This window comes from Paenibacillus sp. AK002 (genome assembly GCF_053903045.1).
This window is the reverse complement of sequence record NZ_CP096377.1, coordinates 1,883,477-1,898,534: the sequence shown is the minus strand read 5'-3', so window position 1 is coordinate 1,898,534 and position 15,058 is coordinate 1,883,477. Positions and strand designations below refer to the sequence as shown.

At 54.0% G+C, this 15,058-nt stretch carries 13 protein-coding genes; 4 read left to right on the top strand and 9 right to left on the bottom strand.

Going from position 1 to position 15,058, the window contains the following annotated elements; all coding sequences use genetic code 11:
- Positions 1-48: 48 nt before the first annotated feature.
- The 7 genes from araA to M1D70_RS08085 form a co-directional block, all read right to left on the bottom strand.
- Positions 49-1,536, bottom strand: a complete 1,488-nt coding sequence (gene araA, locus M1D70_RS08115; protein WP_456289599.1) for an L-arabinose isomerase — start codon at positions 1,534-1,536, stop codon at positions 49-51.
- A 256-nt stretch (positions 1,537-1,792) separates the two neighbouring features.
- Positions 1,793-2,488, bottom strand: coding sequence for an urea ABC transporter ATP-binding subunit UrtE (urtE, locus tag M1D70_RS08110; RefSeq protein ID WP_009590880.1), 696 nt, complete (start codon positions 2,486-2,488; stop codon positions 1,793-1,795).
- Positions 2,466-3,305: an urea ABC transporter ATP-binding protein UrtD gene (urtD, locus tag M1D70_RS08105; protein ID WP_009590879.1), complete on the bottom strand. Its 840-nt coding sequence runs from the start codon at positions 3,303-3,305 to the stop codon at positions 2,466-2,468. The genes urtE and urtD overlap by 23 nt, the downstream gene beginning before the upstream one ends.
- Positions 3,280-4,368, bottom strand: a complete 1,089-nt coding sequence (gene urtC / locus M1D70_RS08100; RefSeq protein WP_456289598.1) for an urea ABC transporter permease subunit UrtC — start codon at positions 4,366-4,368, stop codon at positions 3,280-3,282. Before urtC ends, urtD begins: the two co-directional genes overlap by 26 nt.
- A gap of 15 nt (positions 4,369-4,383) precedes the next feature.
- Positions 4,384-5,289 carry an urea ABC transporter permease subunit UrtB gene (gene urtB, locus M1D70_RS08095; protein WP_009590878.1) on the bottom strand — a complete coding sequence of 302 codons (906 nt, stop codon included), beginning with the start codon at positions 5,287-5,289 and terminating at the stop codon, positions 4,384-4,386.
- A gap of 58 nt (positions 5,290-5,347) precedes the next feature.
- On the bottom strand, positions 5,348-6,607 hold the full coding sequence (gene urtA, locus M1D70_RS08090) for an urea ABC transporter substrate-binding protein (protein ID WP_456289597.1): 1,260 nt from the start codon (positions 6,605-6,607) through the stop codon (positions 5,348-5,350).
- A gap of 298 nt (positions 6,608-6,905) precedes the next feature.
- Positions 6,906-7,802, bottom strand: coding sequence for a glycerophosphodiester phosphodiesterase (locus M1D70_RS08085; protein ID WP_456289596.1), 897 nt, complete (start codon positions 7,800-7,802; stop codon positions 6,906-6,908).
- A gap of 281 nt (positions 7,803-8,083) precedes the next feature.
- Here M1D70_RS08085 and kduI point away from each other — a divergent pair, with 281 nt between their 5' ends.
- The 4 genes from kduI to M1D70_RS08065 all read left to right on the top strand — a co-directional run bounded on the left by kduI (position 8,084) and on the right by M1D70_RS08065 (position 11,698).
- Positions 8,084-8,917, top strand: a complete 834-nt coding sequence (gene kduI, locus M1D70_RS08080; RefSeq protein WP_009591835.1) for a 5-dehydro-4-deoxy-D-glucuronate isomerase — start codon at positions 8,084-8,086, stop codon at positions 8,915-8,917.
- Positions 8,918-8,957: 40 nt separating this feature from the next.
- Entirely contained in the window at positions 8,958-9,707 is a 750-nt protein-coding gene (locus tag M1D70_RS08075) for a DeoR/GlpR family DNA-binding transcription regulator (protein ID WP_009591827.1), read from the top strand.
- Positions 9,708-9,798: 91 nt separating this feature from the next.
- On the top strand, positions 9,799-10,551 hold the full coding sequence (gene kduD, locus M1D70_RS08070; RefSeq protein WP_009591832.1) for a 2-dehydro-3-deoxy-D-gluconate 5-dehydrogenase KduD: 753 nt from the start codon (positions 9,799-9,801) through the stop codon (positions 10,549-10,551).
- Between the two features lie 262 nt (positions 10,552-10,813).
- A complete protein-coding gene (locus M1D70_RS08065) occupies positions 10,814-11,698 on the top strand; it encodes a transporter substrate-binding domain-containing protein (RefSeq protein WP_433938951.1) in 885 nt (294 codons plus the stop codon).
- Between the two features lie 77 nt (positions 11,699-11,775).
- On the opposite strand, the gene M1D70_RS08060 is transcribed toward M1D70_RS08065, so the two are convergent.
- A complete protein-coding gene (locus tag M1D70_RS08060) occupies positions 11,776-12,408 on the bottom strand; it encodes a 50S ribosomal protein L25 (RefSeq protein ID WP_456289595.1) in 633 nt (210 codons plus the stop codon).
- 186 nt (positions 12,409-12,594) lie between these two features.
- Positions 12,595-14,949 carry a type I pullulanase gene (pulA, locus tag M1D70_RS08055; RefSeq protein WP_456290402.1) on the bottom strand — a complete coding sequence of 785 codons (2,355 nt, stop codon included), beginning with the start codon at positions 14,947-14,949 and terminating at the stop codon, positions 12,595-12,597.
- Between the last annotated feature and the right edge of the window lie 109 nt (positions 14,950-15,058).

Here is a 15,058-nt window from a genome sequence, read left to right as displayed (position 1 = left end):
GCTATCTCGCTATTGTAACACAGGCCAGGCGAATGCCGACAGAACCAGTTACCGCAGACGGTATGCGGCTTCGCTCCAACGGAGCTCGTTCTTGAAGCGCGGTATCGTTGTATCCTTGTCGATAACGACCGCTTCAATGCCGGTCATCTCCGCCCAATCGCTTAAGTGTTCGGCCGTCATGGCATAAGAGAGTACGGTATGGTGCGCGCCGCCGGCCAAAATCCACGCTTCCGCAGATTCGCGAAGAGATGGCTGCGGCTTCCACAGCACGCGGGCCACCGGCAGCTTCGGCATCGGCTGCTCCACCTTGACGCCGTCCACCACATTCACCAGCAGTCTGAAGCGGTGCCCGAGATCAATCAGGGAAGCATTGACGGCAGGGCCGTCTTGGCCGTTAAACACGAGTCGCGCCGGATCTCCCTTGCCCCCAATCCCGAGCGGATGAACCTCAAGCGTCGGCTTATCCAGCGCGATGGTCGGGCATACCTCCAGCATGTGCGATCCGAGAATCATATGATTTCCCGGCTCGAAATGATAGGTGTAGTCCTCCATGAAGGATGTGCTTTTATTGTCTGCAAGCACCTTCAACACGCGTGTCAGGGCCGCTGTTTTCCAATCCCCTTCCCCGCCGAAACCGTAACCGGACTCCATCAAGCGCTGCACGGCGAGTCCTGGGAGCTGCTTCATTCCGTGCAGATCCTCGAAGGTCGTCGTGAATGCGCCGAAGCCGCCTTCCTCGAGGAAACGACGCAACGCAATCTCGATCCGGGCTTGGTACGCAATCGAATCGCGCACGGGACCATCGCTAAGCCCTTCCTTGGTAATCGAATACGACTCCGCATATTCGTTCAGGAGCGCCTTGACCTCTTCATCGCCGACTTCGTTCATGGACTGCACAAGGTCGCCGATGCCGTAACCGTTCACGGACCAGCCAAGCTTGATTTGCGCCTCCACTTTGTCCCCTTCGGTTACCGCTACCTGACGCATATTGTCGCCGAAGCGGGCCACCTTCAGCCTGCGGCTTTCGGCATAGGCCGCGGCAGTCCGCATCCAGCCGGCAATGCTGCCGCGAACCTCCCCGTCTTCCCAGTGGCCCACAACGACCTTGCGGGCGATGCCCAGGCGGGCACCGATATGGCCATACTCACGGTCGCCGTGTGCGGACTGGTTCAGGTTCATAAAGTCCATATCAATCGTTTCCCAAGGAATATCCCGGTTGAATTGGGTATGGAAATGAAGAAGCGGCTTCTGCAATTGGGATAGGCCCGCGATCCACATTTTGGCCGGGGAGAACGTATGCATCCACGTCATGATGCCTGCGCAGGACTCATCGTTGTTAGCCTCAAGAATCAGGTTGTATATTTCATCGGGTGTCGTTACGATCGGCTTGAATACAATGGGGTACGTAAATACAGGATCTTTGTCAAACTCCGTTGCCACGATGCGGGAGTGCTCGGCGACCTGCTCCAGCGTTTCGGGACCATACAAGTGCTGGCTTCCGGTGACAAACCAAAAAGTATGCGGTTTCAAATTCATGATTATAACGCCTCCTGTACGAATGATTGCTCACTAACTTGTACATACCTTTACATGTAAATGAATGACCATAAAAAGATGTACGTACAAGTTGAATCACTCACATTCTACCTCCGCATCTCCAAAATAGCAAGATCAAAATTAAAAAAGAGCTGCCCCTATAGGTAACAACGAGCGAACCCATAGAGACAACCTCTATCATTCAATCTCAGTGACGTTCTACCTCCAAATGCGAACCAACTCTCATGAAAAATCTTTAGACCGTCAAATAATGCTCGAACTGCTCCATATCGATGGCATCCTGCACCCCTTCGGCTACGATCGTCCCTTTATCCATGACATAGATATAATCGGCCACGCTTCGGACGAATTCGATGCTCTGCTCCACCAGAATGACCGACGTTTCTCCTTTGGCTTTGATCCCGCGGATGACGTCTTGAATTTCCTCCACGATGGAAGGCTGGATTCCTTCGGTCGGCTCGTCGAGCAGCAGCACTTTGGGCCGGGAGGCAAGCGCCCTCGCGAAAGCAAGCTGCTGCTGCTGTCCTCCGCTTAGATCGCCGCCTTGGCGGTGATACATTTGCGGCAGTACCGGAAACAGGGCTAACACCTCTTCCGGGAATGTCTTCGTACGAGGCACGCATGGCTCAAGGCCGAGCAGCAGATTCTCTTTTACAGTGAGTTGGGGGAAAATCTCGCGCCCTTGCGGGACATACCCGATCCCGCCTCTTGCTCTCTTGACGGAATCCCAGCCGGTAACCTCCTGCTCGCCAAGGCTCATCCGCCCCTGCCGGATTTTCAATTGCCCGGTTATCGTTCGCATCAGCGTGGTTTTTCCGACTCCGTTGCGCCCAACCAGGCATACAATCTTTGCGGGGTCCACGACCATGGACACGCCGCGCAGGACGGCACTCTCCCCATAACCCGATTCAATGCCCTGCAGCTTGAGCATTCGCCTCCCTCCTTTTTCCAAGGTAAACCTCGGCCACCACCGGATCGCGCTGAATCTCCTGCATGGATCCTTCCTTCAGCAGTTTCCCTTCATGCATGACGGTAACCTTGGCGGCAAAAGAACGTACAAACTCCATATCGTGCTCGACCACAACGACGGAGCATTCCTTAGCAATGCCTTGAAGGAGCTCGCCGGTCTTCATCGTTTCCTCGTCCGTCATTCCCGCTACCGGTTCATCCAGCAGCAGAAGCCGCGGCTTCTGAAGCAGCAGCATGCCGATCTCCAGCCACTGCTTCTCTCCATGCGACAGGGAACCTGCCCGAACATGAAGCCGATCGGGAAGTCCGATCAATTCCAGCACCTTCTTCATCTCGAACGTAGTGCATCGATTTCTCCTGACCTTCAGCGCCCGGAGCACGCTTCGGTCCGAATCGACGGTCAGCTCCAGGTTTTCCTTGACGCTCAGGTTGGGGAATATCGACGGTGCCTGGAATTTCCGGCCCACGCCGAGACCCGCGATTTCATAGTCCCGCTTCCTCGTAATCTCAAGACCGTCGCCGAGCAGCACCCGCCCCGTCCCAGGCTTAGTCTTTCCGCAGATCACATCCAGCATCGTGGTCTTCCCTGCCCCGTTCGGGCCGATCAGAAAATGCAGCTCATGCTGGCGAAGCGCCAGATTCATGCCGTTTACCGCTACGAACCCGCCAAAGGCCACCGTTATATTTTCCGCGGACAGCACGGTGGGCGACATGCCGATGCCCCTGACTTCCCCATGTGCGGCTAGCGAAACATCAGCTCTCTTTGCGTACGGCTGCATGGACAGTCCTCCCTCTTTTGGATAATGACGAAGTCGCCTTGCTCCACAATCCCGTCAATCCTTTCGGCATCAAGACCACAACAATGACAAACAAAGCGCCCAATACCAGCAGCCACCCTTCGGGATAAGCTTCGCTGATCCCGGTCTTGGCCGCGTTCAGCAGCACGGCGCCGATTATGGCGCCGATCAGCGTTCCCCTGCCGCCAAGCGCGACCCAGAGCACCATTTCAATAGACGGGACGATGCCCATCATGGACGGCGAAATAATGCCGACCTGAAGCACAAACAGCATGCCGGCTAGCCCGGCCAAGCCCCCCGATACGGCAAACGCAAAGGTTTTGTAGCGGGAAGGATCGAATCCCAGAAACCGCACCCGGTTCTCCCCATCCCTCGACGCTTCCAGCACCTGGCCCACGCGGCTGTTCACAATTCTTCTGCATAGAATATAGGCTCCTGCCAAAGCGGCCAGCGTAATAAAATACAATCCTATTTTCGTGGAGGGCGCATTCAGGTTAAATCCCAAAACGGAGCTGTACCCCGTAATCCCGTTCGTGCCCCCCGTCCACTCCTGCTTGCCGACAAACAGTGTAACCACGATCATGACCAGGGCCTGCGTCAGAATCGTAAAATACACGCCGACGATCCGGTTGCGGAACGTAAAGAATCCAAGTATCAACGCCAGCAGGGCCGGCAGCAGCATCCCGAGTATCAAGGCCGCCGGGAACGACCGGAAAGGCTCCCAGAACCAGGGCAGGGACGCCACCCCGCTCCATCCCATAAAATCAGGCAGGGCCGAGCCGCTGGCGTCCAGCTTCAGATACATGGCCATGGCATAAGCACCCAGCCCGAAGAACACGCCATGTCCAAGGCTCAGAATGCCGCCGTACCCCCAGATCAGGTCAAGCCCGACCGCCAGGATCGCCAAAGCCAAAAATTTCGTTAGCAATCCGAGGCGAAAAGGGGTCGTGAACAAGGGGGCCAAACACATCAGAAGCAGCACCGCGCTCCATAGAATCCGTTTCGATCGGCCGCCGGGGTTTCCTGTCAACCATTTCAGCACCATGCATTCCCCTCCTCTCTAATCCAAACTGCGCGTTCGCAGCGCGACGAGCCCGCGGGGCTTCCACTGCAGGAAAGCCACGATGCAGGCGAACACCAGCACTTTGCCGATGGAAGCCGAAGTATAGGTCTCAAACAGCGTGTTGAACACGCCGATGCCCAGCGCTCCGGCAACCGTGCCGACCAGCTTTCCTACGCCGCCCAGCACCACCACCATGAAAGCATCGACGATATAGTAGGTCCCGATCGATGGTCCGATCGGGCCGAGCAGCGTCAAGGCACAGCCGGCAATACCGGCGATGCCCGAGCCGATCGCAAACGTCAGTCCGTCCACGCGCCGGGTCGAAATGCCGAGACAACCGGCCATGCTTCGGTTCTGCATCACCGCCCGCATTCTTCGGCCTTGAACCGTTCTGTAAATATAAAGATACATCGCCGTCAGGACGACGGCCACAAGCAATACAATGAACAGCCGCTTGTAAGGAAGGATGATGCTTGAGGTGATCGCAAGCCCGCCGTTAAGCCAGGAAGGGCTGGTTACGGCCACGTTCGGTGCGCCGAAGATGAACCTTGCGATCTGCTGCAGCATCATCCCGACGCCCCATGTGGCGAGCAGACTATCCAGCGGTCTGCCGTACAGATGGCGGATAAGCACCATTTCAAGCAGCCAGCCGACCGCAGCGGCAACCATGAAGGATACTAACAATGCGGCGATGAAATAGGTATCGAACCAGGATTTCGGCATATAGGCGGAGAACAAGCCTTGGGTAACGTACGTGGAATAAGCGCCGATCATAATCAGCTCGCCATGGGCCATATTAATGACATTCATTAAGCCGAACGTTACCGCCAAGCCGAGCGCGATCAATAATAATATCGAGCTGACGCTCAGTCCGTTAAACACCTGCAGGATCGTCATATCCATCCGGGATGAACCTCCTTTCACGAAAGGCCCGCAGGCCTTTCATGCATGAGATGAAGTTTTATTCACCGCTCAAACCTTTTGCCCAATCGTATGTTTTCAGATAGGGGTCCGGTTTGACGGGTTCGCCCGAGTTCCAGAGCTCCTTGAACTGTCCGTCAGCCTGCACCTCGCCGATGCGCACCGTTTTATGAATATGCTGATTGTCGCCATCGATGGTCACTTTGCCTTCGGGGGCGGCGAACTCAATGCCTTTGGCCGCTTCCTTCACCTTATCCACGTCCGTGGTTCCCGCCTTCTCTACCGCAGCCTTCCACAAGTACACCGCGGTATAACCAGCCTCGATCGGGTCGGCTGTGACCCGGTCAGCGCCGTATTTCGCTTTGTATTTATCAACAAAAGCTTTGTTTTCCGGAGTATCCGTGGACTGATAGTAGTTCCAGGCTGCCAGATGGCCCTCCAGGATATCGGCGCCGATGCCGCGGATTTCCTCCTCCGCTACGCTTACGGACAGCGTGGTCATGTCCTTGGAGGTAATGCCCGCATCCTTCAGCTGCTTGAAGAAGGCCACATTACTATCGCCGTTCAGCGTGTTATAGACGATATCGGGTTTCGCTTCTTTGATCTTGGCTATAATCGTGCTGAAATCGGTGTGGCCCAGCGGCGTGTATTCCTCTCCCACAAGCTCGCCGCCCTCGGCCGTCAGTTGGGCCTTAATGATCTTGTTGGCCGTTCTTGGGAACACATAATCGGAGCCGAGCAGAAACATTTTTTTGCCGCGGTTCTCGAGCAGCCAGGACACCGAAGGCACGATTTGCTGATTGGTTGTTGCGCCCGTATAGAAAATGTTAGGGGAGGATTCCAGCCCTTCATATTGAACCGGATAGAATAAGAGACCGTGGTTTTGTTCGAAAACAGGGAGCATGGCTTTCCGGCTGGCGGAGGTCCAGCCTCCGAATACGGCGGCAACCTTATCCTGCTGCAGCAATTTGCCCGCCTTCTCCGCGAAGGTCGGCCAATCCGAGGCGCCGTCCTCGATCACGGGTTCGATTTGCTTGCCGAGCACGCCGCCCGCCGCATTGATCTCTTCGATCGCAAGTATCTCGGCATCCTTAACGGACACCTCGCTGATCGCCATCGTTCCGCTGAGCGAGTGAAGAATGCCGACCTTGATCGAATCGCCTGCGGCTTCTACCGGCGGGCTCCCGTTACCCGCTCCGGCGGTTGGAGCGGTTTCCTTTTCCGTCACGCAGCCTGACATTAAAATGGCGCATAATACAAACGAGGCCCATCCTTTAACGATTACGCTTTGTTTTTTCATTGGTTCCCCACTCCCTTTTTCCGTTTCCGAACATTCCGTCTATAACCTCTCTACTCTGTTCGTTATTCCACATTATAGTTGCCTTATATTTCCCGTGTCAATAATTCTTACATAATTTTATTTCGTTTTTTCATTTTTAGTAAAATTGTCGTGCATTTCCGTTATTTTATGTTATATAAAGTAACATTTAATTTGTGTTTATATAATAATAGAATGAATTTTCATTATAATATGTTATTTTTACTAACATAAAATAAAAACAGCCCTTGATTTCTCAAGAGCTGCCGTCGTTCATTATTTATCTGATCATGTTCCTGTTCGAAATCGTAATCGGCACCCGGTCCGGATAATCCGTAATGATGCCGTCCACGTTAATTTGAAGCACGTAAGGTATTTGCAGCATATCCCGAATGGTCCACACCATCGTTTTCATCCCCGATTGATGGATCTTTTGAACCAGTCCCTTGGAGACGAGCCTCATCGAGATACTCACGTATTCCGCGTACTCCTTCATACTATCCAGCCGCTGCTTGGATAAGTCGCCCGAACTGGTGATAACTACGCCAAGCGGAATATCGGGCATCAGCTGGCGGAACCGAACCAGCGAATCCGTATCGGCAGACTGAACGATAATCAGGTCCTTGTACCTTAGTCCATCAGTCTGGGCGGCATATCTTCTCAAATCGCCTGCAACCTTTTGCTCAATGCCCGGGTACCGGGAGGGCGATTTCAATTCGATCAGCAAGCCGATCCGGCCACCGAAGTGCTCAAGCACCTCCGCCAATGTCGGAATGACTTCTCCTTTGAACGACGAATCGTACCACGAACCCGCATCCAGCCGCCGCAGCTCCTCCAGGGTTAGGCCGCCCACTTCTCCTTGCCCGTCCGTGGTTCGCTCAACCGTGGAATCATGGATCACCACGACTTCTCCATCCTTGCTCAGCTGAACATCCAGCTCCAGCATATCCGCTCCCATGTCAAACGCTTTGACAAACGAAGCCATCGTATTCTCAGGCGCATAACCCGACGCCCCCCGATGGGCGATATTGACCCAGGACTGGTCGCGATCATCCCCGGACCTGATCCAGGCCTCCCGTTCCCTGGCTTGATGAAATGGATAATGAGGCACGTCGGCTGCCGTTTGGGAACCGGTTACTGCCAGCAGAGCAGCAAAGATAACCATCATTCGTTTCATAGGGGCTTCCCATCTCCTAGTCCTGCTTTGATCGCTTTATAACTTCTTAAACTAGAGGAGCCTTGTTCGTCCGCTCATCCTTTGTCATATCTTCTCAAGCTAATTCTTCCCTTTCCTCCCCCTTTTCAGTCGGTAAAAATGGGGGAGAACGGCTTTTCAAGACTCAACAATTCGTTCATTTTGGATTTTGGCTATTGTAATATGAACGCAAATGGAGTAATTTGTACTTATATGAACGTTATGAATAGATTATAAAATGACTCTTAAGGAGATGACATGAAATGGAAAGACGTTATGCCTCACATCCGAATGAAGTGAAACAATTTGACACGGAACGGCTTCGCAAGGAATTCCATATACCCGTCCTGTTTACGCCCGACAAGCTGGAGCTGGTCCTGACGCATGAAGACCGTTTGATTATCGGGGGTGCCGCACCCGTACGGGAGCAGGTCAAGCTGGATACCGACCTTAAAGAGCTGGGCGTTTCCTCTTTCCTTGAGCGCCGTGAGCTTGGCATCATCAATATCGGCGGACACGGTACCGTCCTGGTTGACGGGACGGAGCATGAGCTGAACAACAAAGAATGCCTGTACGTTGGCATGGGCACCGAAGAGGTCATTTTCCAAAGCACCGATCCGGCCAATCCGGCCAAATTCTATTTGAATTCGGCGCCGGCCCACCAATCGTTCCCGACGGCCAAAGCCACCCTTGAAGAAGCCGATTCCAGCGCTTTGGGTGACATCAAAAATTCCAATGATCGCGTGATCTATCGCTTCATTCATCAAAAAGGCATTCAGAGTGCCCAGCTTGTCATGGGCATGACCCTGCTGAAGGAAGGGAACATGTGGAACACGATGCCTGCCCATACGCATCCAAGACGCATGGAGGCGTATCTTTATTTTGACTTGCCGGAGGATGCGGTTGCCATCCATCTGATGGGTGAACCAAGCGAAACGCGCCACATCGTCATGCGCAACGAACAGGCCGTGATTTCGCCGAGCTGGTCGATCCACAGCGGAGTGGGCACAAGCAACTATACCTTTATCTGGGGCATGGCCGGGGACAACAAACGTTATGATGATATGGACCCCGTGTCCATGAAGGATTTAAAATAGAGGGGAATATCCATTAACCCACGGAAGAGTTGAGAACCATATGAACCCGTTACGACGTTATGAAAAAATAATGGAGTACCTTCTAACCCATAAAGAAGTGACCGTCGCCGATTTGAGCCAGCAGCTTCAGGTAACCGGAAAAACCATACGCGAGGATTTGACCAAGCTCGAGGAGCAGGGCCTGATCGTCCGCGTGCACGGCGGTGCCGTGCTGGCCCACAGCGACCAATTCGGCATCCTGCCCTCAAAAGAACCGCTGGCCAAGCACCCGGATGAGAAGACCGAAATCGCGCAGAAGGCACTGAAGCATATCAACACGGACGACATCATTGCCCTTGACGGCGGCAGCACCACGCTGGAGATCGCCCGCAGGCTGGAGGATATGCCGTTAACGGTCATTACGAACGATGTCTATATCATCAGCGAGCTGGCGACCAAGAATCATATCCGGCTGGTCGTTCCGGGGGGCTACCGGGTGCGGAACATGCTCGCAGGCCCGGAAGGCGTAGCGTACGTAACGCAGCTGAACATTCAAAAAGCCTTTATATCCGCCACGGGCGTCCATCTTGACCATGGATTGTCCATCTATACCGGGGATTTGATTCCGTTCAAACGGGCCTTAATCGAAACCTCGGCGGAGGTTTATGCCGTCGTCGATCATCATAAATTCGGTCAGACGGCCTTACGGACTTTTTCATCCTTGCAGGAGATCAGCGGCATCATGACCGATGCGGGGCTGTCTCCCGGGACGGTAAAGCAATACGAGGGAGCCGGCGTTACCATGCTGTAACCGCCCGCTTTGAGACTCTTACCTCTATAACGAACCGCCTAGTTTCGTACTGCATCCATTTAGCGAACATATGAGAGGGGAATAACGGAGCATGAACAGGTTTGATTTATCAGGCAAAACGGCGATCGTCACCGGCTCGGCCCGCGGACTGGGGCAAGGCATCGCCATAGCGCTGGCCGAGGCCGGCGCGGATATCGTTGCCGTGTCCATGAATACAAGCGCCGAAACGATTGAAGCCATCAAGGGATTCGGCAGAAAAGCCTCCGAGATTCGGGTTGATTTAAGCGATCAAAGCAAACTTCAGCAGACCTTTGATCAAGCGCTGGAGCTGACCGGGCATGTGGACATTCTGGTAAACAATGCCGGCATTATCCGCCGGACCCCGGCCAAGGATCACGGCGTGCAGGATTGGCTTGACGTGATCGACTTGAATTTGAACACCGTATTTTTGCTGTCCCAACTGGCCGGGAGACATATGATCGAACGCGGCAGCGGCAAGATCATTAACATTTGCTCCATGCTGTCCTACCAAGGCGGAATCAACGTGCCTGGTTACACGGCGAGCAAGCATGGCGTTGCCGGCTTAACCAAGGCTTTGGCCAACGAATGGGCAGCCAGCGGCATCCAGGTGAACGGCATTGCTCCCGGTTACATCGAAACCGATAACACGGCAGCCATCCGTCAGGACGAGGATCGCCGCACGTCCATTACGGACCGCATTCCGGCCGGACGCTGGGGCAAGCCCGAGGATATCGGAGGCCCTGCCGTGTTCCTCGCTTCCGCCGCTTCGGATTACATGAACGGGCATGTGTTATGCGTGGACGGCGGATGGATGGCCCGTTAACCAGGAAACGGCGTTATCTTTAAGTCTTGCCGGAGTGAGCTCCAACCGATTCTAGCGATAAGAGGCCTTGCGCTTTCTGCTGCTGCTGCAGCCGGAGGAGGCAAGGCCTCTTTTGTTCGTTTACTCTTACGTTGAATTAGTACGCTTTATTATGGCCGGGCACTGACATTTCGCGAATATATGAACCATCCTTTGGGACATGCTAACTTTACGAAATGGGCCTCGAAGGACCGTGAATAAAGAAAGGATGGTTTTTGGAGTCATGCGCGGAACAAAATCGATACGTTATGTCAGTCTTGCCTGCTTGCTTTCTCTCTTCGGTTCCATTGTGCTTAGCGGCTGTACGGTGAACAGCAACGACCGGGTCCCGTCCCCGAACATGGGCGTTAATCCATACCGGGTGAACACCGGCTTCCTGCTTCGGAATGCCGTGGAACGCGGAACCCTGCGAATCGCCACGGAACGGGATTATCCCCCTTTCAGTTACCATGGTACAGGCGGAATACTTACGGGATTCGATGTGGAAATCGCTGAAGAGGTTGCCCGTCATATGGAGCTAAAGGCCGAATTCGTTGAGACCGAGTGGGAGAATCTGCTGCCAGGGCTGACGGAAGGTAAATACGACGCCGTCTTCAACCAGATCGAAGACCGGCCGGACCGGCGGGCGCTCTATGATTTTTCCGTCGCTTACTTATCCTCTACCCCCGTCCTCCTGGTTCATTCCTCGGGCAAAGCTCAGATCCGTACCTTCTCGGATATCAAGGGCAAGCGCGTCGGCCTGAACCCAACCGGAATCTATAAGGATATGGCCAAGCGGTACGGAGCGGAAGCGGTCCCGATTAAATATATATCCGACGCCGCTAACAAGCTCGCAAATGGAGACCTGGATGCCGTCATTTCGGACCAGCTATCGGTGACCAACCTGAAGCAGCAGTTCCCGGAAATGCCGGTCGCTGCCGCCGAATCCGCCGATCAAGTATCCGAGATTTCCGCAGCCTTTGTGAAAGGGAATCCGGATCTCGTGGCGGCCGTGGATAATGCCCTGGCTACCATGCAGCAGGATGGAACGTATTTGACCATATGGAACAAATACTTCGGGGACGCTCCGATCAGTTACAAAGGCATTCATGACCGCAAGGTTAAATAAAGCCATTCCTACCTTGCGCCAAAAAAGGCGCTGCCCTGCTGGATACCAGCAAAGCAAGCGCCTTTTTATCATGCTTATTATGATTCTTCGGTTTTGGCCTCTTCCGCATTCGCTTCCTCAGCGTCCGCTTCACCCTCGGTCTCCGCCGCCTCCACCGCGCGAGGCACGATGACCGTGGCTAGAATTTCCTCTTCCGAAGCGTGTAATGTGATACCCTCCGGCACCTTAAGATCAGCTACCGTGAGCTTGTCCCCAATCTCCAGCGCGGATACATCCGCTTCCAGGGTGGTTGGCAGATCGCCCGGCAAACCCTCTACTTCGATTTCCGTGACCTGGGTTTGCAGGATGCCCCCGGACTTCGTTCCGGCAGCAGTACCCTGATAATCCACAGGGATGCTGACACGAACCGGCTTGTTCATGGAGATGCGCAGGAAGTCCACATGGGATACGTTGCCGCGTCTCTTCTGAATATCCTTAATCAACACCGGCACTTTGCCAGAGCCCGGAATATCTAGCTGAAACACCTCGGAACGCCCGGTGTGGAACAGCTTGGCCGTATCCTTGAAATCAACAGCTACGGGGATGCTTTCCTCCCCCGCACCGTATACAACACCGGGAAGTCCGCCGCTTTCGCGAAGCTCTCGGCGAGAAGCCCGGGTAAATTCATCACGCACATTGGCTTTGAGTTGAACTGTGTTTCCTTTTGACATGAGTGACATCCTCCTTTATCGAAAACAAAGTCTATCTCATTATTACCCTATTTACCTGCTAACTAATCATGGAATTTCGATGTTTAAAATGACAATGCAGCGGGTAATAAAGAGTACCCCTTTTGAAAATATGTAAATAAGAGCCCTTTTCACCATGGAAAGGGCTCCTTGTTATTTCATCCTATTTTAACTGGCGATATCCCGCTGCTCTTTAGTGTCGCTGTCTTCGCTTTGACCGCTTCGCAGCGCAATCCGAACCTCTGCTTCATCCGGCGGAATATCGATAAACCAATCCTTCTCGCCTTCCCGGTCCTCCCACTCATTCAGCCTGACGATACAGCCGATCCGATCGGTTCCGGAAGCCGCGTAGAAGACCGCCCGCGCCCTGCCGCTGTCCGTGAGGGAGAATGGAATGCTGCCATCCTTCACGCCCGTTCCCCATACCCATACGTTCCAGCCCTCGTACCCTTGGTCGCGTCTCTCATATTCGATCTCAACGGCCGTCAGCCCCTGTTTCATCTGGGCCAGATCCTCATATAACACCATGAGCGACAGACCTTGAACGACTGCCTTCCCTTGATCCAGCGCCTGGATCGTATCCGTTCCCGCCTGACGATCATTCACCACGATGTTCCAGCGGTAAGGGGTAGGCGGCAGATCCACCGGCATTTCATGTTCATTGCCGTTAACGATGACGACGATTTGCCCCCAGCTGCCTTGTTCGGCTGGCTTCGTAAGGCGGTAAGCGATGATCCGATCGCTGCTTCGCAGCACTTCCATATGGCCTTCGATCTCTTCTCTTGACGCCATCCGGAACGCCGGATGGGCTTTTCGCAGGGCGATAAGACCTCTGTAATAATCGAACACCGGTTTGAAGCGTCGCTTATTGGACCAGCGAATGGCATTGATGGCGTCCCCGCTGCGGTAGCTGTTATGATCGCCGTATTTCGTGCGCAGCAGCTCATCGCCCGCATGCAGCAGCGGAATCCCCTGGGAGAGCAGCACGATGCCGTTAGCCAGCAAGCTCCGGCGCACGGCCGCAGCCGACATCACATCTTCATCGGGTATGCCGGCATAGGGTGTGGACGCAGCGGTTGCCTGCCATACATCTCCTCCGTTAACCAGCTTCCCATCCGTCAAACGGAGAAGCCCTGCCTGCTCTTCCATGCCTTGCGCCACTATAATTTTGTCCCACAGATTCAAATTGTCGTGCACGGTGACATAATTCACCGTTTCCTCCGGGTGGAGCGCAAAATCATGGATCGAGCCCATCATTCCTTCAACGACGGCCCCTTCGTACCATGGCTCGCCCGTAGCAAACCCTCGGCCGCGCCCGTCATTGTCCCCCTTGATGGCATGCCGGAAATGATCATTAAATACGGCGAAGCCTTGACCCTTCTGGCTTCCCTTGACGGTTTGCTCCGTTAACGGGCTCATTCCTCCCGTCCATGGCTCACCATAGAACAAGAGAGAACGGTCGACCTCTCGGCGCAGCTCGCTTACGATCTCTTTTATCGTCGTTGTATCGATCAGAGCCATCAGATCAAACCGGAAACCATCGATATGATATTCCTCGGCCCAGTATTTTAACGAATCCTTGATGTATTTGCGCACCATCGGATTCTCCGTGGCCAGCTCATTCCCTACGCCCGAACCGTTCGATAGATTCCCGTATCCGTCCTTGCGATAGAAGTACCCCGGCGCCAATCGTTCGAACGGGCCGTCGTCCACCGTATACGTATGGTTGTAAACCACATCCATGACGACGCGGATTCCCCTTGCATGGAGGGCCAAAACCATCTCCTTCAGCTCCCGGATGCGCACGATCGGATCCATGGGATCTGTTGCATACGAACCTTCAGGCACATTGTAATTCTGCGGATCGTAGCCCCAATTATACTCGCGGCTTAAGCGCCCGCTTGCATATCCGTCCAGCTCATTGACCGTCCGAAAATCAAATACCGGCAGCAGATGCACATGGGTCACACCCAATTCTTCAAGATGATCCAGACCAAGGGCGTTTCCTTCGGAGTCTCGCAGACCGCCCTCCGTAAATGCCTTGTATTTTCCTCTATATTTCATTCCCGAATCCGTATGAATCGAGAAATCGCGTACATGCAGCTCGTAGAGCACCGAATCCGTAGGCTTTAGCAGGTTGGGTCTAACATCCTGCTCCCACCCCGGCGGATTGCTCTTCGCCAGGTCGACCACCGCGCTGCGGCAGCCATTCGCGGACACAGCGGTTGCATAAGGGTCAACGGCATAACAGACGGCCCCCTCCGCAGATTCGATTCGGTACATATAATAAGTTCCATGAAGATCACGGTTTACCTGAGCCGACCATACGCCGTCCTCATTCCGGACCATCGCATACAGCGTACCGCCCTCGTGATCCGTCACAAGACCCTGCTCGTTATATTCTCCCGGACCATCATATAAAGCCAGCTTTACATTAACCGCATCCGGAGCCCATACCTGAAAGGCCGTTCCCTCTCTTCGGTAGGTCGCTCCCAGCTTAACGCTTGTGCAGCTCTTGATCATGTCCATACTCATCGTCACCGTCACTTATAGTAGATTTACTTCCTAGTATGGGCGCCTGAATCATAAGACAGACCTCTAGCACATGAATTTAGAACGCTTTCATATATCA

What these genes read in the sequence shown, in the direction of transcription:
- araA (WP_456289599.1), bottom strand. Translation starts at nt 1,536, where the DNA reads ATGAATTTGAAACCGCATACTTTTTGGTTTGTCACCGGAAGCCAGCAC.
- urtE (WP_009590880.1), bottom strand. Translation starts at nt 2,488, where the DNA reads ATGCTCAAGCTGCAGGGCATTGAATCGGGTTATGGGGAGAGTGCCGTC.
- urtD (WP_009590879.1), bottom strand. Translation starts at nt 3,305, where the DNA reads ATGCAGCCGTACGCAAAGAGAGCTGATGTTTCGCTAGCCGCACATGGG.
- urtC (WP_456289598.1), bottom strand. Translation starts at nt 4,368, where the DNA reads ATGGTGCTGAAATGGTTGACAGGAAACCCCGGCGGCCGATCGAAACGG.
- urtB (WP_009590878.1), bottom strand. Translation starts at nt 5,289, where the DNA reads ATGGATATGACGATCCTGCAGGTGTTTAACGGACTGAGCGTCAGCTCG.
- urtA (WP_456289597.1), bottom strand. Translation starts at nt 6,607, where the DNA reads ATGAAAAAACAAAGCGTAATCGTTAAAGGATGGGCCTCGTTTGTATTA.
- M1D70_RS08085 (WP_456289596.1), bottom strand. Translation starts at nt 7,802, where the DNA reads ATGAAACGAATGATGGTTATCTTTGCTGCTCTGCTGGCAGTAACCGGT.
- kduI (WP_009591835.1), top strand. Translation starts at nt 8,084, where the DNA reads ATGGAAAGACGTTATGCCTCACATCCGAATGAAGTGAAACAATTTGAC.
- M1D70_RS08075 (WP_009591827.1), top strand. Translation starts at nt 8,958, where the DNA reads ATGAACCCGTTACGACGTTATGAAAAAATAATGGAGTACCTTCTAACC.
- kduD (WP_009591832.1), top strand. Translation starts at nt 9,799, where the DNA reads ATGAACAGGTTTGATTTATCAGGCAAAACGGCGATCGTCACCGGCTCG.
- M1D70_RS08065 (WP_433938951.1), top strand. Translation starts at nt 10,814, where the DNA reads ATGCGCGGAACAAAATCGATACGTTATGTCAGTCTTGCCTGCTTGCTT.
- M1D70_RS08060 (WP_456289595.1), bottom strand. Translation starts at nt 12,408, where the DNA reads ATGTCAAAAGGAAACACAGTTCAACTCAAAGCCAATGTGCGTGATGAA.
- pulA (WP_456290402.1), bottom strand. Translation starts at nt 14,949, where the DNA reads ATGATCAAGAGCTGCACAAGCGTTAAGCTGGGAGCGACCTACCGAAGA.